At 58.9% G+C, this 19,470-nt stretch carries 23 protein-coding genes; 13 read left to right on the forward strand and 10 right to left on the reverse strand.

Annotated elements, in window-relative coordinates:
• Positions 1-9: 9 nt before the first annotated feature.
• The 5 genes from KBW81_RS01380 to mdh form a co-directional block, all read right to left on the reverse strand.
• Positions 10-918: a hypothetical protein gene (locus tag KBW81_RS01380; RefSeq protein WP_254248062.1), complete on the reverse strand. Its 909-nt coding sequence runs from the start codon at positions 916-918 to the stop codon at positions 10-12.
• A gap of 12 nt (positions 919-930) precedes the next feature.
• A complete protein-coding gene (gene sucD, locus KBW81_RS01385; protein WP_090189551.1) occupies positions 931-1,815 on the reverse strand; it encodes a succinate--CoA ligase subunit alpha in 885 nt (294 codons plus the stop codon).
• Positions 1,816-1,858: 43 nt separating this feature from the next.
• Positions 1,859-2,128, reverse strand: a complete 270-nt coding sequence (locus KBW81_RS01390) for a hypothetical protein (RefSeq protein WP_090189549.1) — start codon at positions 2,126-2,128, stop codon at positions 1,859-1,861.
• Complete coding sequence (gene sucC, locus KBW81_RS01395) at positions 2,125-3,318, reverse strand: ADP-forming succinate--CoA ligase subunit beta (protein WP_090189548.1); 1,194 nt, start codon at positions 3,316-3,318, stop codon at positions 2,125-2,127. Before sucC ends, KBW81_RS01390 begins: the two co-directional genes overlap by 4 nt.
• A 350-nt stretch (positions 3,319-3,668) precedes the next feature.
• Positions 3,669-4,631, reverse strand: coding sequence for a malate dehydrogenase (gene mdh / locus KBW81_RS01400; protein ID WP_090189546.1), 963 nt, complete (start codon positions 4,629-4,631; stop codon positions 3,669-3,671).
• Between the two features lie 155 nt (positions 4,632-4,786).
• Between mdh and KBW81_RS01405 the strand changes: the two genes are divergently transcribed.
• Positions 4,787-5,542 (forward strand): sulfite exporter TauE/SafE family protein, encoded by a 756-nt coding sequence (locus KBW81_RS01405; protein WP_090189744.1) that lies wholly within the window; start codon positions 4,787-4,789, stop codon positions 5,540-5,542.
• 63 nt (positions 5,543-5,605) lie between these two features.
• On the opposite strand, the gene KBW81_RS01410 is transcribed toward KBW81_RS01405, so the two are convergent.
• Together KBW81_RS01410 and KBW81_RS01415 are read right to left on the reverse strand one after the other, a co-directional pair.
• Entirely contained in the window at positions 5,606-6,244 is a 639-nt protein-coding gene (locus tag KBW81_RS01410) for a PRC-barrel domain-containing protein (protein WP_254248063.1), read from the reverse strand.
• A 131-nt stretch (positions 6,245-6,375) separates the two neighbouring features.
• Positions 6,376-6,687, reverse strand: a complete 312-nt coding sequence (locus KBW81_RS01415) for a hypothetical protein (RefSeq protein WP_254248064.1) — start codon at positions 6,685-6,687, stop codon at positions 6,376-6,378.
• 161 nt (positions 6,688-6,848) lie between these two features.
• Here KBW81_RS01415 and KBW81_RS01420 point away from each other — a divergent pair, with 161 nt between their 5' ends.
• The 10 genes from KBW81_RS01420 (at position 6,849) to KBW81_RS01465 (ending at position 14,278) form a co-directional block, all read left to right on the forward strand.
• Entirely contained in the window at positions 6,849-7,691 is an 843-nt protein-coding gene (locus tag KBW81_RS01420) for an HpcH/HpaI aldolase/citrate lyase family protein (RefSeq protein ID WP_254248065.1), read from the forward strand.
• The gene (locus KBW81_RS01425; RefSeq protein WP_254248066.1) at positions 7,688-8,233 is read left to right on the forward strand and encodes an NnrU family protein; all 546 of its coding nucleotides are present in this window, start codon (positions 7,688-7,690) and stop codon (positions 8,231-8,233) included. Before KBW81_RS01420 ends, KBW81_RS01425 begins: the two co-directional genes overlap by 4 nt.
• 3 nt (positions 8,234-8,236) lie before the next feature.
• On the forward strand, positions 8,237-8,443 hold the full coding sequence (locus KBW81_RS01430) for a DUF1737 domain-containing protein (RefSeq protein ID WP_090189536.1): 207 nt from the start codon (positions 8,237-8,239) through the stop codon (positions 8,441-8,443).
• Positions 8,440-9,465 (forward strand): MaoC family dehydratase, encoded by a 1,026-nt coding sequence (locus tag KBW81_RS01435; protein ID WP_254248067.1) that lies wholly within the window; start codon positions 8,440-8,442, stop codon positions 9,463-9,465. Before KBW81_RS01430 ends, KBW81_RS01435 begins: the two co-directional genes overlap by 4 nt.
• Before the next feature lie 196 nt (positions 9,466-9,661).
• Positions 9,662-10,045 (forward strand): succinate dehydrogenase, cytochrome b556 subunit, encoded by a 384-nt coding sequence (gene sdhC / locus KBW81_RS01440; RefSeq protein WP_090189532.1) that lies wholly within the window; start codon positions 9,662-9,664, stop codon positions 10,043-10,045.
• Between the two features lie 12 nt (positions 10,046-10,057).
• Positions 10,058-10,429, forward strand: coding sequence for a succinate dehydrogenase, hydrophobic membrane anchor protein (sdhD, locus tag KBW81_RS01445; RefSeq protein WP_090189530.1), 372 nt, complete (start codon positions 10,058-10,060; stop codon positions 10,427-10,429).
• Positions 10,430-10,449: 20 nt separating this feature from the next.
• A complete protein-coding gene (gene sdhA / locus KBW81_RS01450; RefSeq protein WP_254248068.1) occupies positions 10,450-12,255 on the forward strand; it encodes a succinate dehydrogenase flavoprotein subunit in 1,806 nt (601 codons plus the stop codon).
• On the forward strand, positions 12,255-12,554 hold the full coding sequence (locus KBW81_RS01455; RefSeq protein ID WP_254248069.1) for a hypothetical protein: 300 nt from the start codon (positions 12,255-12,257) through the stop codon (positions 12,552-12,554). Before sdhA ends, KBW81_RS01455 begins: the two co-directional genes overlap by 1 nt.
• Positions 12,555-12,581: 27 nt before the next feature.
• Positions 12,582-13,361 carry a succinate dehydrogenase iron-sulfur subunit gene (locus KBW81_RS01460; protein ID WP_254248070.1) on the forward strand — a complete coding sequence of 260 codons (780 nt, stop codon included), beginning with the start codon at positions 12,582-12,584 and terminating at the stop codon, positions 13,359-13,361.
• A gap of 83 nt (positions 13,362-13,444) precedes the next feature.
• On the forward strand, positions 13,445-14,278 hold the full coding sequence (locus KBW81_RS01465; RefSeq protein ID WP_254248071.1) for an urea carboxylase-associated family protein: 834 nt from the start codon (positions 13,445-13,447) through the stop codon (positions 14,276-14,278).
• On the opposite strand, the gene deoD is transcribed toward KBW81_RS01465, so the two are convergent.
• Positions 14,275-14,979 (reverse strand): purine-nucleoside phosphorylase, encoded by a 705-nt coding sequence (gene deoD / locus KBW81_RS01470; protein WP_090189520.1) that lies wholly within the window; start codon positions 14,977-14,979, stop codon positions 14,275-14,277. The genes KBW81_RS01465 and deoD overlap by 4 nt on opposite strands.
• Positions 14,980-15,039: 60 nt before the next feature.
• Here deoD and KBW81_RS01475 point away from each other — a divergent pair, with 60 nt between their 5' ends.
• Complete coding sequence (locus KBW81_RS01475; protein ID WP_254248072.1) at positions 15,040-15,552, forward strand: DUF4329 domain-containing protein; 513 nt, start codon at positions 15,040-15,042, stop codon at positions 15,550-15,552.
• A 2-nt stretch (positions 15,553-15,554) separates the two neighbouring features.
• Here KBW81_RS01475 and KBW81_RS01480 read toward each other — a convergent pair whose 3' ends face one another.
• Both KBW81_RS01480 and KBW81_RS01485 read right to left on the reverse strand, forming a co-directional pair.
• Positions 15,555-15,887: an H-NS histone family protein gene (locus KBW81_RS01480; protein WP_090189515.1), complete on the reverse strand. Its 333-nt coding sequence runs from the start codon at positions 15,885-15,887 to the stop codon at positions 15,555-15,557.
• A 92-nt stretch (positions 15,888-15,979) separates the two neighbouring features.
• The gene (locus KBW81_RS01485; protein ID WP_254248073.1) at positions 15,980-17,935 is read right to left on the reverse strand and encodes a protein meaA; all 1,956 of its coding nucleotides are present in this window, start codon (positions 17,933-17,935) and stop codon (positions 15,980-15,982) included.
• Positions 17,936-18,070: 135 nt separating this feature from the next.
• Here KBW81_RS01485 and KBW81_RS01490 point away from each other — a divergent pair, with 135 nt between their 5' ends.
• Positions 18,071-19,453 carry a 1-acyl-sn-glycerol-3-phosphate acyltransferase gene (locus tag KBW81_RS01490; RefSeq protein ID WP_254248074.1) on the forward strand — a complete coding sequence of 461 codons (1,383 nt, stop codon included), beginning with the start codon at positions 18,071-18,073 and terminating at the stop codon, positions 19,451-19,453.
• Positions 19,454-19,470 lie beyond the last annotated feature (17 nt).

The following is a 19,470-nucleotide window of genomic DNA, read 5'->3' on the forward strand; positions in this document are numbered from 1 at the left end:
GGTTAGAGATCATAGGTGTCCACCGGCGGCAACGATGCCTTCGAGTAGATCTCGCTGATTGCTTTGTCGTTGCAATAGACGCTTCTTCAAAGCCGCCCGCGCTAGGCGGCTGTGCCCACGTGAAACAGCGGCTGTCAGAAGTTCTTGCATATAGCGATCAGAGAAACGACGACGACGAAAATCGTCGAAGAATGTTTTTCGGGTCAGTGTCCCCTCAAGCGCGGACACCGCCGATGGTTTAAGAAGTTGCATCGAAGCCAGCACCGGCATGAACGGGTGGGTCAGCCACGGGCAGGGAAACATGACCGAATTAGCCCCGACGAGGCGAAGCGCGTGCAACTTGTCTTCGACAACCATAGGGTCGTAAAATACGTAGTTTTTGGCGGCGCAAGCTGCACCTTCCGCTCCGTCGACATAGGGACCGGTCCAATCGCCTAGCCCGCGACCTGGTTCAAACCGACGTTCAAAAGGCACGACATCATGCATCAGCGAAGTTTGCGGATTGAACGTGACGGTGATTGGATCGGGGAACAAGCGCGAAAATGTGAGTGCACCGAATCCACCCATGGAATTTCCGTATAAGCTGAACCCGCTATAGGCGGGCACCAGCGTGTTGGCGACAAGCGTTTCAAGGGTGGGATATAGATCAGGGCAACGATACCAATTTTGCTCGATCGCCATGACGCCCAAACAGCCCCAGCCCTGCTCTAGTATCAACTTGTCGCCCCACGGCCGGCGCTGATCATTGCTGTTCAGCGCGGCCCGATTGTCAAAGGTCGCCACAAGGCGATCCTTCCCAGGGATGTGCACAATCACATGGGTTGGCAGCTCGATATACTGCCCGCCCAGTTCACTAACCTCCTTTCGGATGTCAGCGAACTGGGCGTAGCGGCCAGTGGATGTGTCTTGCGCGTTCATTGCAAGCGAGCCTTACTTTGCAATAGCTGCCAGAACGGCCTCGCCCAGCGTCGCAGGGCTATCCGCGACGATGATGCCGGCGGCTTTCATCGCTTCGATCTTGCTTTCGGCGTCGCCCTTGCCGCCAGCCACGATGGCACCAGCGTGACCCATGCGGCGACCCGGAGGTGCGGTGCGGCCAGCGATGAAGCCCGCGGTTGGTTTCCAACGGCCGGCTTTACGCTCGTCAGCCAAGAACTGTGCGGCTTCTTCTTCAGCAGAACCACCGATTTCACCGATCATGATGATCGAGTGTGTTTCGGGGTCAGCTAGGAACATCTCGAGGATGTCGATGTGCTCGCTGCCCTTGATGGGGTCGCCGCCGATGCCGACAGCCGTGGACTGGCCCAGACCCGAATCGGTCGTCTGCTTGACGGCCTCATAGGTCAGCGTGCCGGAGCGGGACACAACACCAACGCTACCGCGTTTGTGGATGTGGCCGGGCATGATGCCGATCTTGCAAGCGTCGGGGGTGATGACGCCGGGGCAGTTCGGGCCGATTAGGCGGGACTTGGAGCCTTCCAGCGCGCGCTTGACCTTCATCATGTCCAGCACGGGGATGCCTTCCGTGATGCAGATGATCAGCTCCATCTCGGCGTCGATCGCCTCTAGGATCGAATCGGCTGCGAAGGGCGGCGGAACGTAGATGACCGAGGCATTTGCTTCGGTGCGTGCACGTGCTTCGTGGACCGAGTCAAAAACCGGCAGGTCAAGGTGCGACTGACCGCCTTTGCCGGGGGTCACGCCGCCGACCATCTTGGTGCCATAGGCGATGGCCTGCTCAGAGTGGAATGTGCCCTGCGAGCCGGTGAAGCCCTGACAGATGACGCGGGTGTTTTCGTTGACGAGAATGGCCATTGGGGCCTCCGTATATTGTGTCTTGGCGGTCGCCCGCCGGAAATTAGCGGAACATGGCCTGCGCGATGATCAGACCAGCCTGACGGCCAAAGGCCGCTCCGGCATTGATCTCGCCTGTGGGGGCGGGTTGCGCAGACTCTACGATGATGACGTCCGTCGCGGCCTGTTCACTTGCAGGCAAGATCGTCACAGGTGTGGCCAACGCGGCCCCACCAGACGGGCTTTGCGACTGCGGCCCGGACCTGACTTCGCCGGCATCACTGCAGGCTGCCGTCAGGCCAAGCGTCGCAAGCAGAGCGACGGAGCGAATCACCCCTTCACCGCCTTCACGATCTTCTGCGCGCCGTCCTTCAGGTCGTCGGCAGCAATCACATCAAGGCCGGAATTGCGGATGATCTCTTTGCCCTTCTCCACGTTCGTACCTTCAAGGCGCACGACCAGCGGAACCTTCAGGCCGACTTCTTTCACTGCAGCGATCACGCCTTCGGCAATGACGTCACAGCGCATGATGCCGCCGAAGATGTTGACCAAGATACCTTTGACGTTGGGGTCAGAGGTGATGATCTTGAACGCTTCCGTAACCTTTTCCTTGGTCGCGCCGCCGCCCACGTCGAGGAAGTTGGCAGGCTCTGCGCCGTACAGCTTAATGATGTCCATCGTTGCCATGGCCAGACCAGCACCGTTGACCATGCAGCCAATTTCGCCGTCCAGCGCGATGTAGTTCAGGTCATACTTGGATGCGGCCAGTTCCTTGGGGTCTTCTTCCGTCTCGTCGCGCAGGGATGCGATGTCGGGGTGGCGGTACATGGCGTTGCCGTCAAAGCTGATCTTGGCATCAAGCACCTTCAGATCGCCCTTGTCGGTCACGATCAGCGGGTTGATCTCCAGCATTTCCATGTCCTTCTCGGTGAAGGCTTTGTAAAGCTGACCCATCAGGGTGACGCACTGCTTGACCTGACCGCCAGTCAGACCCAGCGTGAATGCAACGCGGCGACCGTGGAATGCCTGATAGCCGGTGGCGGGATCGACGCTGAACGACAGGATCTTTTCCGGCGTGCTGGCTGCGACTTCTTCGATGTCCATGCCGCCTTCGGTCGAGCAGACAAAGCTGATGCGGCTTGTCTGACGATCAACGAGCAGGGCCAGATACAATTCTGTTTCGATGCCGGAACCGTCTTCGATGTAGATGCGGTTCACAACCTTGCCAGCGGGGCCAGTCTGGTGCGTGACCAGCGTGCGGCCGAGCATTTTCTTGGCTTCCTGTGCGGCTTCTTCAACCGACTTGGTCAGGCGAACACCGCCCTTTTCGCCGGCGTCAGCTTCGACGAAGTGGCCCTTGCCGCGACCACCTGCGTGGATTTGTGCCTTGACCACCCACAGCGGGCCGTCGAGTTCGCCAGCCGCGGATTTCGCGTCTTCGGCTTTCGTGACCGGGCGGCCGTCACTGACCGGGGCCCCGTAAGTCCGCAGAAGTGCCTTGGCCTGGTATTCGTGAATGTTCATGTCGCGTCCCTTGTCCGATTGGGTTTGTAGCCTTGAACCATATCTGGATTTAACAAAAAACTACTGGACGCTGTTCCTGACAATAAATCCGACATTTGTGATCACAGCCACGAAACGTGTGATCACAAAGCTGATTATTTCAGCAGGCGTGGACGATTTCTTAATAATCCGCCCGCCAAGCTGCGCAATCGACTCATGGGTCTGGCAGCGCTGCGCTGAAATGTGCGCACCCCCGTGTACCTTTTGCGCAAGCCATCGCTGACAAGGCTAGGGCGCATCGTGCAAAATTGAAAAAGCCGCGCCGCATATTCTGCGGCGCGGCTTTCAAGCATTTTGTCCTGATGCGGCGATTAGGCCAGCGTCGGGTCAATTTCTTTGCAAGCGGCGACAAGGCCCTTCACGGCGTCGACGGACTTGTCGAACATCGCCTGCTCGGGCTTGTCCATCTTGATCTCGACCACACGCTCGATGCCGCCAGCACCGATGATCGTCGGCACACCAACATAGAAACCATCAAGGCCGTAAGCGCCGTCAACATGCGCGGCGCAAGGCAGCAGACGCTTCTGGTCCTTCAAGAAAGCCTCGGCCATCTCGATCGCTGATGTCGCGGGGGCGTAGAAGGCAGAGCCGGTCTTCAGCAGGCCAACAATCTCTGCGCCGCCGTCACGGGTACGCTGCACGATGGCGTCCAGCTTGTCCTGCGTGGTCCAACCCATCTCGACCAGATCGGGCAGAGGAATGCCGCCAACGGTGGAATAACGGGCCAGCGGCACCATGGTGTCGCCGTGGCCGCCCAGTACGAATGCTGTCACGTCGCGCATGGACACATTGAATTCGTCAGCCAAGAAGTGGCGGAAGCGGGCAGAGTCGAGCACGCCAGCCATGCCGCAAACCATCTTGTGCGGCAGGCCAGAGAATTCGCGCAGCGCCCAGACCATCGCGTCCAGCGGGTTGGTGATGCAGATCACGAAAGCGTTCGGCGCATGAGCTGCGATGCCTTCGCCAACGGATTTCATAACCTTCAGGTTGATGCCCAGCAGGTCATCACGCGACATGCCCGGCTTGCGCGGCACACCAGCGGTCACGATGCAGACGTCAGCGCCCGCGATATCGGCGTAATCATTCGTGCCCTTAAAAGAGCCGTCGAACTTGGCCGAGGGGCCCGATTCGGCGATATCCAGCGCTTTGCCCTGCGGCGTGCCTTCGGAGATGTCGAACAAGACGACATCGCCAAGTTCTTTGACAGCTGCGAGGTGGGCAAGCGTACCACCGATTTGTCCGGCGCCGATAAGTGCAATCTTGGGTCTGGCCATAGGAAGGCTCCTGCTAATATGCGGGTTGAACTTGGCGAGCTGGTTATTCCTTTGACATAAGGGGTGCAAGGGGACAGCCAAGAACACCCTTTTCCGGGTCTTAATCGCCAGCGTAATTTCACCCGGCGAAGGCTATCTTTCATAAGGTTTCGATGATGATCACCTTCGATCTACTTTTTTTCGCGCTTGCCATTCCGGCGGTCCTATTTGCGGCTATTTCCAAGGCGGGCTTCGGGTCGGGGGCCGCTTTTGCCGCCTCTGCCGTGCTGGCGCTAGTGGTGCCGCCGGGGGCGGCGCTGGGCATCATGTTGCCCTTGCTGATGCTGATCGATGTCACATCCTTGCGGCCTTATTGGCGCAAGTGGGACGCCCCGTCGTCGCTACATATCTTGATCGGTGCTGTGCCGGGCGTCGTGCTGGGTGCGTTTATATACGCCGCTGTAAACGCAGATTCGTTTCGTCTGCTGATCGGGGTGATCTGCATCGCCTTCGTGATCTGGCAGGTCGGCCGGTCGCGCGGAATAATTCGTGTCGGTAGCTTCAAATTCTCCCGCCCTTGGGCATGGGTCACAGGGTTGACCGCCGGTTTCACCAGCTTCGTCAGCCACGCCGGAGGCCCCCCGGTCGCGGTCTTTCTGCTAGGCCAAAACGTGCCCAAGACGACCTATCAGGCCACAACAGTCATCGTCTTCTGGGCGATCAACCTGATGAAGTTCGTACCCTATTTCTTTCTGGGGATCTTTAATGCGCAGACCGCAATGGCAGATCTGTTCCTCGCGCCGTTTGCCATCGCAGGCACGTATATCGGCGTGCGGGCGCACAACTATGTATCGGACCGTGTGTTCTTCGGCCTGACGTATGTCTTGTTACTGGCGACCGGCACCCGTCTGCTCTGGCAAGCGCTGACTTAAGCCGAAGCCAAAACGAAAAAGGCCGCCCACGATGGGGCGGCCTGATCACAAATCCAGCGTGGATTAGTTCATCGGTGCTTCGTACTGGGGCAGCTCTTCCAGCTGCTCTTCGGTCATCGACACATAGGCGCGCATGTCGTCGCCGTCGGTTTGCTTCATCAGCTGTACGTCGTCATAGGCGATGGACACTGGCTTTTCGCCCAGACCCAGAAAACCGCCTACGTCAACGATCACGTCGGTCACTGTGCCATCTTCGGCAATGATCAGATCGCTGATTTCGCCAACTTCTTCGTCATTCGGGCCATAGATATTGAGGCCGGTCAGCTCTTCTGCTGTGACATCCGCGTTCACGGCTGTGGTGTAGCCGTCCTTTTCCATCATTGGCGCGCCTGCGCCGTCCATGGTGTCGGCCGATTCCATGTTGGTCGATGTGGCGTCAGTGTCGGACATCGTGTCCGTCATCTCTTCCGTTGTCGTCTCGGTCATGGTGTCGGCTGGCATCTCTTCGGCTGGCATGGCTTCATCAGTTGGGGCCATCGTGTCGGTTGTGGCTTCTGGTGCCAATGTGCCGTCGGTGGTTGCGGGCGCTTCGGTGGTCATTGCGCCGTCAGTGGCAGTGCCATCAGCAGCGACGTGGCTTTCAGCAAATGCGCCGTTGGCAACAACAAGAGCAATCGCGGTGGTTGCAAGAAAACGTTTCATGACTGGTTCCTAACGAGTGGTTTCATGGGCCAGAGCTTCTAGCCCTTCTATGTCCACACAACGCCGCTATTTCGCGTTTGGTTGCACATCGTTCGGTTAATATTTGCGCGGCGGCGATAAACCGCCAGTGCCTAGGTCGGGGTCGCGGGAACCAGCCCGTCGCGGTGCATCAGGCTGAAATCATGGCCTGATGCGATAATGCAAGCAGGCCCGCCGGGCTGGGTTATGGTCATCGTCCATGTGCCCTTTGCGCTGACATAGATATCGATCAACAGGTTCTGCGGTGTCAGTGCCGTTGCCAATGGATGCTCTTTATATATGCGCGCCAACGCGGCAGGCATGTCTGCAGATGGCAGGCACACCGCCCCTTGCGCGAACACACGCGGAGCGAGCATCATGAAAAGGCTAAAGGTCAACAGCAGGTGGGTCATATGGCGGCGCATGGCGTGTCCTTTGATTGCATGCCCCAATCCTGCGCTGCCGTGGTAAATCAGCCCGTCAACCATCGTGCGGCAGGGTTAACACGCTGCGCTGCGGCATTTTGGGGTTGAACTATTGCGTCTCATTTGATCAATTTCGCGCAATCTTATTGCGAGGCTGAAAAATGCAAACCCGTCCCACCCGCTCTGCCCTCTATATACCAGGCTCTAAACCGCGTGCGCTGGACAAGGCGCGCGGGCTGACCTGCGACGTCATCCTGTTCGACCTTGAAGACGCAGTCGCCCCCGATGCCAAGATCGAGGCGCGTAGCACCTTGCATGATGCCTTGGCGCAGGGCAGCTATGGTGGGCGGCTAAAGCTGGTGCGGATCAATGGGCTGGACACAGACTGGGGCGCTGATGATGCCCGCGCCGCAGCAAAGATGCCGTGCGACGGCGTGCTGGTGCCCAAGGTCAGCAGTCCCGCCGATCTGGATGCCGTCGCCGATTTGGTGCCGGACCTGCCGCTTTGGGCGATGATGGAAACCCCGCTGGGCATCCTGAACGCGCAAACCATCGCCGCCCATCCCCGGCTTGAAGGCTTCGTGATTGGCACCAACGATCTGGCCAAGGATATGGGCAGTCGCACCCGCGCCGCCCTGACCACTGCGCTACAGCACTGCTTGCTGGCTGCGCGCGCCGCTGGCATTGTCGCCATCGACGGCGTCTATAACGCCTATCAAGATCAGGACGGCCTGCAGCGCGAATGCATTGAAGGGCGCGATATGGGTTTTGATGGCAAGTCCCTGATCCATCCAGCGCAATTGGACACGGCCAACGCTGTCTTTGGCCCAACGGTCGAAGATATCGACCTTGCCCACCGCCAGATCGCGGCCTTCGACGCCGCCGTGGCCGAAGGGCAGGGGGTGGCTGTTCTGGACGGCCGCATCGTCGAGAACTTGCATATCGTCACGGCGCGGGCCACGCTGGCGAAAGCAGACGCTATCGCCGCATTGGAGCGCACATGAAATTAATCCTACTGGGCCTGATCTTGTGGTCGGGCAGCCACCTGTGGAAGCGGCTTGCTCCTGAAAGCCGCGATGCCATGGGGCCAAAGGGACGGACTGCCGTAGCAATCCTGTCGGTGCTTGGCATTGTCTGCATGGTGATCGGCTACCGCGCCGCCGACGGTGCCGTCTACTGGGGCCGCACGCCCGCGATGACAGGTATCAATAACCTGCTGGTCTTGCTGGCCTTCTACCTTTTTGCCGCCTCTGGCAAAGGCACCCGCATCACCCGTGCGATCCGTCATCCGCAATTAACCGCCGTCATCGTTTGGGCTGTGGCGCATTTGCTGGTGAACGGCGACACCCCGTCCTTCTTGCTGTTTGGCGGTTTGTTGGTCTGGGCCGTGGCGGAAATCTTTGTGCTGAACAAGGCGCTAGGCCCGCGCGGCACCTATCACGCACCCCGAATTCTATCGGAGTTCATCGCCGTCTTCGCGACGCTGGTAGTATTTATCGTCGCTGCCGGTATTCACATCGCTCTTGGCTACAACCCATTCGGATAAATCATGACCAAAATCTATCGCCTCCTGACCGAAGACGACACCTCTGCTTTCTGCCACAAAGTCTCTGACGCCCTGTCCAAAGGGTGGGAGCTTTATGGCACACCTACCTACGCCTTTGATCAGGCGAACGGCGTCATGCGCTGCGGGCAGGCCGTGACCAAGGACATTTCGGTCGACTATCACGCCGATATGAAGCTGGGGCAGCAATGACCAAAACCAACGCCGGCCGCTTTTTCGAAGATTACGCGGTCGGCGATGTCATCACCCACGCCGTGCCGCGCACGATCCAAATGGGGGAACGGGCGCTGTATCACGCGCTTTACCCCGCGCGGCACGCCCTGCATTCTGCCGATACCTTTGCGCAAAGCTGCGGTTTGCCGTTCAGCCCGCTGGACGATCTAGTTACGTTCCACACCGTCTTTGGCAAAACCGTGCCCGATGTGTCCTTGAACGCTGTCGCCAACCTTGGTTACGCCGAAGGCCGCTGGGAAACCCCGCTTTGGCCGGGCGATACCATCACGGCCACGTCCGAAGTGATCGGCGTGAAGCAGAACTCCAACGGCAAAAGCGGCGTCGTGTGGGTCCGCACCACTGGCCGCAATCAGCACGGCGCAGTCCTGTTGTCCTATGTTCGCTGGGTCATGGTCCGCAAACGCGGTGATGGCCCTGCGCCGCAAACCGTCATTCCAGATCTATCGGTTAGCGTTGCTGCCACTGATCTGGTCATCCCCCGCGGGCTGGATTTCACCAACTACGACTTCGCCCTCGCGGGCGAGCCGCACCGCATGAGCGACTATAAGGTTGGCGAGATCATCGACCACGTCGACGGCGTCACTGTGGAAGAAGCAGAACATATGTTGGCCACCCGCCTGTGGCAGAACACCGCCAAGGTCCACTTTGACGCGACCAACCGTCCTGACGGCAAGCGGCTGATTTATGGCGGCCACGTCATCAGCCTTGCCCGCGCGCTGTCTTTTAATGGACTAGCCAATGCGCAGCTGATCGTTGCGCTGAATGGCGGGGCCCACGCTAATCCTTGCTTTGCAGGCGACACGGTGCGGGCCTGGTCCGAAGTGCTGGATACCGCTGAAACCACTGCCCCGGGCGTCGGCGCAATCCGCCTGCGTCTGGTCGCGACAAAAGGCGCCGCTGGCGAATTGCGGGATGATGATGGCAAATATTTACCCGATGTTCTTCTTGATCTGGATTATTGGGCGCTGATGCCACTTTAAGGGGCGCGATAACCTCGACTGCAATTTTTGTGATCACGCCTTGAAAATACGTGATCACAAACACCCAAAATCCGCCGGGCGCGGCGTTATCGCGCAGAATTTGACCGCCGCTGCGCGTGACTTCGCGTTCGTGATGGTGCAGAACTAGACCAATTGCGCACCCGGACGCGGGATGCCGTAGCTTAAGGGAACTGACATGGCTGATGCAAACCGGGGCAATCGCCCGCTTTCGCCGCATTTGACGATTTACCGTCCGCAGTGGACGTCGATGACGTCGATCTTTACGCGGATCACCGGCAATGCGCTGATTGTGACCGCGCTGCTGATCGTATGGTGGTTTGTCGCCGCTGCGACCGGCCCCGACGCCTTTGCCACCGCTGATGGTTTCATCACCAGCTGGTTTGGCGATCTGATCATGTTCTTCTCTGTCGCGGGGATCTGGTATCACACGCTCGCTGGCATCCGTCACCTGATCTGGGACAGCGGCCGCATGCTAGATGTCGACAAGTCGGAAACGTTCGGTCAGGCCATGGTGCTGATCGCCGTGCTGCTGACGATTTTCACTGTCATCGTGCTGTAAGGGGTTCTGACCATGGCTTATATGACCGACCGTAAACGCGCCGCTGGCATGGGTTCCGCAAAATCCGGTACCCAGCACCACTGGCACATGATGATCAGCTCTGTCGCACTTGCTGGCCTGATCCCTTTGTTCATCTTCACCTTCGGCAGCATCTACGGCGCGCCCTATGAAGATGTCGTCGCCTATTATCAGCGTCCGTTCCCGGCGATCGTCGCATTGCTGACGATCGCTGTCGGCTTCATCCACTTTCGCGGTGGTGTGCAGACCCTGATCGAAGACTACGTTCACGGCACAGCCAAGAAGGTCGCGATCATCGCGATGATCTGCCTGTCCTATACCGCAGCTGCGGCCGGCGTTCTTGCCGTCGCTAGCCTTGCCCTTTGAATCGCTTGAGGAACTGACCGATGGCTGCTTACGAATACGAAACCCACACTTATGACGCGATCGTTGTCGGCGCTGGCGGCTCTGGCCTGCGTGCGACGCTGGGTCTGGCCGAACAGGGCCTGAAAACCGCCTGCATCACCAAGGTGTTTCCGACCCGGTCCCACACCGTTGCGGCCCAGGGCGGCATCGCTGCGTCCTTGTCCAACATGGGTCCTGACCACTGGCAGTGGCACATGTATGACACCGTCAAAGGCTCTGACTGGCTGGGCGACACCGACGCGATGGAATACCTCGCGCGTGAAGCCCCCAAGGCTGTGTATGAGCTAGAGCACTACGGCGTGCCGTTTTCCCGGACCGAAGAAGGCACGATCTATCAGCGCCCCTTCGGCGGCCACACCACCGAATTCGGTGAAGGCCCCCCCGTGCAGCGCACCTGCGCCGCAGCCGACCGCACAGGCCACGCGATCCTGCACACGCTGTATGGTCAGTCGCTGAAGCAGAAGGCCGAGTTTTACATCGAATACTTCGCCATCGACCTGATCATGGGCGAAGACGGTCAGTGCCAAGGCGTTGTCGCATGGAAGCTGGATGACGGCACCATGCATGTCTTTAACGCAAAGATGGTCGTGCTGGCCACGGGCGGCTATGGCCGCGCCTACTTCAGCGCGACCTCTGCCCATACCTGCACCGGCGACGGCGGCGGCATGGTTGCTCGTCAGGGCCTGAAACTGCAGGACATGGAATTCGTGCAGTTCCACCCAACCGGCATTTACGGCGCTGGCTGCCTGATCACCGAAGGCGCGCGCGGCGAGGGTGGTTACCTGACCAACTCCGAGGGCGAGCGCTTTATGGAGCGTTATGCGCCGACCTATAAGGACCTTGCGTCCCGTGACGTCGTATCCCGCTGCATGACGATGGAAATCCGCGAAGGCCGCGGTGTTGGTCCGAAAAAGGACCACATCCACCTGAACCTGAACCACCTGCCGCCGGAAACGCTGGACCTGCGCCTGCCGGGCATCACCGAATCGGCCCGTATCTTTGCTGGCGTCGATCTGACCAAAGAGCCGATCCCGGTGCAGCCGACCGTTCACTACAACATGGGCGGCATCCCCACGAACTATTGGGGCGAAGTGCTGAACCCGACGGACGAAAACCCCGATGCCGTCGTGCCCGGCCTGATGGCCGTGGGCGAAGCAGGGTGCGCCTCTGTGCACGGTGCGAACCGTCTTGGCTCGAACTCTTTGATCGACCTCGTGGTCTTTGGCCGCGCCGCCGCGATCAAAGCTGGTGAAATCGTTGACCCGAACACGGAAAACGCGCCGCTGAACCAAGCGTCCGTTGATGCGGCGTTCGACCGTTTCGACAAACTGCGCAATGCCAATGGCAGCACCCCAACCGCTGCCCTGCGCCTTGAAATGCAAGAGGCCATGCAAGCCGACGCCGCCGTCTTCCGCACGGATAAGACGCTGGCCGAAGGCGTGGAAGCGATGAAAAAGATCGCCGCCAAGCTGGACGATCTGCACGTGACCGACCGCAGCCTTGTCTGGAACAGCGACCTGATGGAAACGCTGGAACTGACAAACCTGATGCCGAACGCGCTGGCGACCATTGTCTCTGCCGAGGCACGTAAGGAATCCCGCGGTGCCCACGCGCACGAGGATTACCCTGATCGCAACGACACTGACTGGCGCAAGCACAGCCTTGCGACAGTGGACGGCGCGAATGTGAACCTGACCTATCGTCCGGTCCACATGGACCCGCTCACCACCGAAGCTGAAGGCGGGATCGACCTGAAAAAGATCGCACCGAAAAAGCGGGTGTACTGATGCGCGCTTTCGGCCTGATTGCGGGTTTGGCGGTGTTGGCGGCTTGCACGCCGCCCACGCCACCGACCTTGCAACAGGTCGAAGCCAAGTGCAGCCAAGAGGCACGCGCAGCGGCCGGACCAACCGGTCAGGTCACTGTCGGTGCCTCTAGCAGCAACGGGCTGCGCTCAGGCATCTCGATCGGTGTGACGGACGATTTCTTGCGCGGCCGCGATCCGGCCGTCGTTTATGCGGAATGCTACACCCGGTTGTCCGGTGCCGCGCCGCTGACCCCTTATTCGCCTACCGCAACCCGGTAAGGCCGTTTGCAGACAGGAGCCTGAGACATGGTTGAATTCACGCTACCCAAAAACAGCCGCATGGTGACGGGCAAGACTTGGCCCAAGCCAGAGGGTGCCAAGAACACGAAAAAGGTGCAGGTTTATCGCTGGAACCCTGACGACGGCAAAAACCCGCGTTTGGATACCTATTTTGTCGATCTGGACACCTGCGGCCCGATGGTTCTGGACGCTTTGATCAAGATCAAAACCGATATCGACCCGACCCTGACCTTCCGCCGGTCTTGCCGCGAAGGGATCTGCGGATCCTGCGCGATGAACATCGACGGCGTGAACACGCTGGCCTGTATTTCTGGCCTTGATGAAGCCAAGGGCGATATCAAGATCTATCCGCTGCCGCACATGCCTGTGGTTAAGGACCTGATCCCCGATCTGACGCACTTCTATGCGCAGCACGCCAGCATCATGCCGTGGCTGGAAACCAAGACGAATGCCCCCGCGAAAGAGTGGAAGCAGTCGATCGCGGACCGTGAAAAGCTAGATGGTCGCTATGAGTGCATCATGTGCGCCTGCTGCTCTACCAGCTGCCCGTCTTACTGGTGGAACTCTGACCGCTACCTTGGCCCAGCTGCCCTGCTGGCGGCGCACCGCTGGATCGTTGACAGCCGCGACGAGGCGACGGGCGAGCGTCTGGATGATCTGGAAGATCCGTTCAAACTGTATCGCTGCCACACGATCATGAACTGCGCCAAGGCTTGCCCTAAGGGTCTGAACCCGGCCAAGGCGATTGCAGAGATCAAGCACATGATGGTCGAGCGGATCGTTTGATCCTGACTGGACGTTACAACGCAAACGCCGTCCCTTGTGGGCGGCGTTTTGTTTTGAGTACTTAGAAAAAAGCGAGGAACGACATGGGCGAGCCATTGGACGCACAGGCGCTGCGGGATATCGCGCCGGTCATCTGTTATCCCAATGACAGTTTGGCTGTACCGCAAGCCGCATTGGATCGCGGTGCCTTACCGCTTGTGCCGGTGTCTCGCGTCACTGTTCCAGCCCGAGAGGCCGCATCGATCCGCGTGAAGGCGGGGCAGGTGCTGCGCATTCACTGCCCGGACGGGCCGCAGGTGGGTGATTTGAACCTGTTCAACGCAAATGACCTGTCAGAGCGGTTCTATTCTGGCAAAACCCGCGCGCTGCACGGCAGCCATGTCACCACTGGCGATCAGCTTTGGTCGAACTTCCCCTATCTGCGCCCTATGGCGACAGTCACGCATGACACGCTGGGCTGGTACGGGCGGGATGCCTATGGCGGCGCGGTGCACGACGTGATCGGGACGCGCTGCGATCCCTATACGGCGCGGCTACTCGGCGGGGGTGATTACCATCACTGCTGTCATTCTAACCTGACCCGCGCCTTGGCTGATGCGTCTGGCCTGCCGCTGCTGGATGCGGAACCGCATGTGCATGATGTGCTGAACGTTTTCATGTGCACCGGTTTTACCGCAGGCACCGGGCAGTACTTCATGAAAGCCAGCCCCGTGCGCAAGGGCGACTATTTAGACCTTCTTGCGGAAATTGACCTGCTTGCGGTCCTGTCGGCCTGTCCCGGTGGTGATTGCAGCGCCCAGCATTCGTCCGACACGGCGGTCTGCTATCCCCTCGCGATGGAGGTGCTGGATCCAAAAGGGGCGGAACCTTGGCAGGAACCGCCCCTAAATTTGTATTCACGCAGCCACGGCGTTTAGGCGAAAGCGGCTTCCAGCGCGATTTCAACCATATCGCCAAAGCTACGCTCGCGTTGATCGGACGGCAGCGCCTCTCCGGTGATGATGTGGTCGCTGACGGTCATCACGGCCAAGGCGCGGCGCTTGTAACGGGCGGCAAGGATATAAAGCTCTGCCGCTTCCATTTCGACTGCTAGAACGCCATGACGGATCATCTGTTCCGTAAGGTCGGTACGTTCGGCATAGAAGGTGTCAGAGGAATAGATGCTGCCGACATGGGTTGGGGTGCCGCGCTTTGTCGCCGCAGCGTGAGCCGCCTGCAGCAGGCCGAAATCGGCGACGGGGGCGTAGTTCAGTTCGCGAAAGATCGTGTCCGATGGGGTGCCGGAGGAGCAGGCCGTCATCGCCAGCACCACATCGCGCACCTTGGTTCGATCCTGCATGCCGCCGCAGCTGCCAATCCGGATCAGTGTCTGGACGTCGTAATCCTTGATCAGCTCGTTCGCATAAATCGACATCGACGGCATACCCATGCCCGAACCTTGAATGGTGACGCGGTTGCCATTCCACATGCCCGTGTAGCCCAGCATCCCGCGTACTTCGTTAATGCAAACGGCATCGGTCAAAAACGTCTCTGCCGCCCATTTGGCGCGGTAAGGATCGCCCGGCATCAGGACGGTTTCAGCGATATCACCGGGTTTTGCGCCAATATGAATAGTCATGTCTTGGTTTCCTTGTTGTTTCGACCGAGTATTGCTGGAAACCGCATCGAAAGAAAAGCCATGCTACGCTACGTGATCTTTCTGCCGCTTCTACTTGCCGCCCCCGCCACGGCGCAAGACGCGCAAGAATTGGCTCTGGCCCGCACTGTGCTGAGCGATCTACAAACGCTGTCGTTCAAGAAAAAACGTGAATACTGCGGCTATCTTGGGCTGACCCGGGACGGCACATTGATCAGCAGCGATCCGGTGGTTGGCGATATGGCTAGCTGCGCCGCGCGCTTCCCGGACGACATTGCGGTGATCGCATCCTATCATACCCATGGCACATTCGATGAGGGCTATTTCAACGAAATGCCCAGCACGATTGACGTGGAAAGCGATAGCGCCGCCTATATGAATGGATATGTGGCAACGCCTGGTGGACGGTTGTGGTTTATCAACGGTCGCACACGGGTATCGCGGCAGATTTGTGGTTTAGGGTGTTTACCTGTCGCACCCCAATTCCGCAAAGAGGCTGATGGCGAGGTTGCCGAAGAATATACCTTCGAGGCATTGCGACGCCATCAGCGATAGATTTAGATTTCCAGCGTGCTGGGATCTGTGCCGTTTGCCATTTCCGACTTGTACCATTCAGGCTGGCGGCCTTTGCCGGTCCAGGTCTGTGTTGCGTCGGCAGGATTGCGATACTTAGGCGCAGAAACGGACTTTGGACCGCTGCCGCCACGCTTTTTGCTGCCAGCCATATCGGCCAGGTCGCTCAACGAATAGCCGAAATCAGCGGCTGCTTTTGCAGCGGCGTCATGGGCCATCTTCAATTCGCGGCTCTCGACGCTCTTCAGCGCGGCATCGACGTCCTTGCGCAGTTTTTCCAGATCCTTGCGGGTCATAGATTTTAGATCGGCATTCATATTCAACTCCTGAAAAAGGCGCCGGGAATAGTCCCAATAGGCCCGATATAATGCATTTGTACCGAAGTCGATAATATTTAGTTAATGCTGTCCTATAGTGCAGCGACTTCTGGCCGGTCAACCAAAGTCACGATGTCTTCCATAATGCGATTAAGGCGGAAATCCTTTGGCGTATAAACGCGGGCAACACCCATTTTTTGCAAGCGCAGCGCGTCTTCGTCAGGAATGATGCCGCCAGCAATAACGGGAATATGCCCAAGCCCAGCAGCCTGTAATTTCAGCATAAAGCTTTCAATAAGTGGTATATGTGACCCCGAAAGGATCGAAAGCCCGATGACATGGGCCTCGTCATCCTGCGCGGCCCGCACCAATTCATCAGGAGTCAGGCGAATACCCTCATAGGCAATATCCATTCCACAATCACGCGCACGAGTTGCAATTTGTTCCGCGCCATTGGAATGACCGTCTAAGCCGGGCTTTCCGACGAGAAACTTCAACCGACGCCCTAATTTCGCCGAAACCGCATCCACGCGCGCGCGAATCTCGTCCAGATCTTCTGTGCGATTTGACGGCGCGTGGCTGACACCCGTGGGTGCGCGGTATTGGCCAAAGGCCGCCCGCACGACGTCGGCCCATTCGCCCGTTGTCACGCCGGCTCTTGCCGCATCAATCGAAGGGGGCATGATATTTGTGCCATCTTGTGCGGCCTTGCGCAGGGCTGTCAGGGCAGCCTCAACCGCTTTGGGGTCGCGCGCTGCCTTCCATTTTGCAAGGCGATCAAGCTGGTCCGCCTCTGCCGCTGGGTCGGATACCATGATGGCATCGTCGCCAGCGGTCAGCGGTGATGGCTCGCCGCTTTCCCACTTGTTCACGCCCACCACCGTTGTGGCACCGGTTTCGATCCCGCGGATACGGGCGGCGTTGGATTCCACCAATCGCCCTTTCATGTAGGCAATCGCTTCGACCGCGCCGCCCATGCCGTCAATTGTTGCCAATTCGGCGCGCGCGCCGTCCATCAAGGCCTGCACTTTACGATCAATCGCCGGGTTGCCGTCGAATAGATCGTCAAATTCCAAAAGGTCTGTCTCATAGGCCAGAATTTGTTGCATGCGCAGAGACCATTGCTGATCCCAAGGCCGCGGAAGACCCAGCGCTTCATTCCAAGCGGGCAATTGCACGGCCCGTGCACGGGCGTTTTTCGACAAGGTCACGGCCAGCATCTCGATCAGGATGCGATAAACGTTGTTTTCTGGCTGCTGTTCCGTCAGCCCAAGCGAATTGACCTGCACGCCATAGCGAAAGCGGCGGTACTTGGCATCCTCGACCCTGTAACGCTCGCGGCAGATTTCATCCCACAGGGCGACAAAGGCGCGCATTTTGCACAGCTCTGTCACGAAACGAATCCCCGCGTTCACAAAGAAAGAGATTCGTCCGACCATTTGCGGGAAATGCTCTGCGGGTACTTTGCCTTTCAAATCGTCCAGCACTGCCGTTGCGGTTGCAAGTGCGAATGCCAATTCCTCTTCCGGTGTCGCGCCGGCCTCTTGCAAATGGTATGAACAAACGTTCATCGGGTTCCATTTGGGCAGGAATTCCCGGGTATAGGCGGCGATATCGGTAATCATCCGCAACGACGGGGCAGGGGGGCAAATATAGGTGCCCCGCGACAGGTATTCTTTGATGATATCGTTTTGAACGGTGCCTTGCAGAGCCGAAATATCGGCACCTTGTTCCTGCGCCGCCGCGATATAAAGCGACAAAAGCCAAGGCGCCGTCGCGTTGATCGTCATCGAGGTATTCATTTGGTCCAGCGGAATATCTGCAAACAGCATCCGCATATCGCCCAAATGGCATACCGGGACCCCGACCTTACCGACCTCGCCCTGCGCCAATTCATGATCGCTGTCATACCCCGTTTGCGTCGGCAAATCGAAGGCCACGGATAATCCGGTCTGCCCCTTTGCCAAATTGCCGCGATATAGCGCATTCGACGCTTTCGCGGTGGAGTGACCAGCATAGGTGCGAAACAGCCAAGGGCGATCGGTCATTGGGGAATCTCCGTCATTCATTGCGCAACTTTATTACGTTGAGTGTCGGTTATATGTAACTTTGAACCGTCGTCAAGCGCTGCGCTGCGGCATGGCGGGATTTACGAGGCGGCGCAAACCTGTCACGGTTCCGCCATGACGCATTCCGTGACCCTGCCGGCCTGGGCCTTTGTCCTTATTGTGCTGTTCGCGGCCGTGACCTTTGCGTCGCATTTCCTGTTTCCTTCTGTCCGCTGGTTCTTTCGCAAAAGGGCAGAGCGGGTTATTGCCCGGCTGAACCAGCGTCTTGCGCGCCCGATAGAGCCGTTCAAGCTCGCGCGCCGCTACGACATGATCCAGCGACTTATCTATGATCCAGAGGTGACGCAGGCGATTGTCGATTATGCCCACGAACATGACGTGCCCGAAAACGTCGCCTTTGAAAAAGCCAAAAGCTACGCCCGCGAAATCGTCCCTAGCTTTTCTGCGACGGCCTATTTCTCTTTCGGGATGCGGGTCGCGCGGTTTTTGTCCAACACACTTTACCGCGTTCGTATCGCGACCTTTCCACGCCAAGAACTGAACCAGCTTGACCCAGAGGCGACGATAATCTTCGTGATGAACCATCGCAGCAACATGGATTACGTCCTTGTCACCTATCTGGTCAGCCGCGCTGGCGCGCTGTCCTATGCCGTCGGCGAATGGGCGCGGGTTTGGCCGCTATCCGCGCTGATCCGCGCGCTTGGCGCGTACTTTATCCGCCGCCGGTCGCGCGGTGATTTGTACCGCCGGGTGCTGGCCCGCTACGTCCAGATGGCCACCGATGCAGGCGTCACGCAGGCTATGTTCCCCGAAGGCGGCCTGTCCTTGAACGGAGAGGTGAAGCCGCCCAAGCTGGGCCTGCTGAACTACATCGTCAGTAATTATCGCCCGGGCGGGCGGGACGTCATCTTCGTCCCCGTCGGACTGAATTATGACCGTGTGCTCGAAGACCAATTCCTGATCGGCGCTGATAAACGCGGCGTCCGCCGCTTTCGTCCGCCTGCGATGACTGTGCTGCGCGGGATTTCTTGGCACCTTTGGCAACGTATCACCCGGCGCTTTGACGGTTTCGGCACCGCCTCTGTCGGCTTTGGCGAGCCCCTCGAACTCTCGCTCTTTCTTAAGGCGCACCCAGACCTGACGGGCGATCGGACAGAGGTCGTGGCGACCGAATTGATGGACCGGGTCCGCGCCGTCGTCCCTGTTCTGGCCACCCCGCTGATCGCGCGTCTTTTACTACGCAGCCCCGGCCTATCCCCGGCAGAGCTGCTGACGCAGACGACCATCTGCCTTGACGCACTGCACACCCGCGACATGCCGCTGCCGCAGCGCAGCCCTTCTATCCTCGTCGATGACACACTTTCCCGGCTGACAGAACGCGGGCTGGTCGCGGTCACGCCCCAAGCCATCACGATCACCGACCGCGGGCAGGACATCCTGACCTACTACGCCAATTCCATCGCGCACCACTTTCCAGACGAAAAATCCGTTACGTAATTAAATTACAAAATACT

The sequence above is a fragment of the Loktanella salsilacus genome, from assembly GCF_024206795.1.
GTDB classification, from domain to species: domain Bacteria; phylum Pseudomonadota; class Alphaproteobacteria; order Rhodobacterales; family Rhodobacteraceae; genus Loktanella; species Loktanella salsilacus.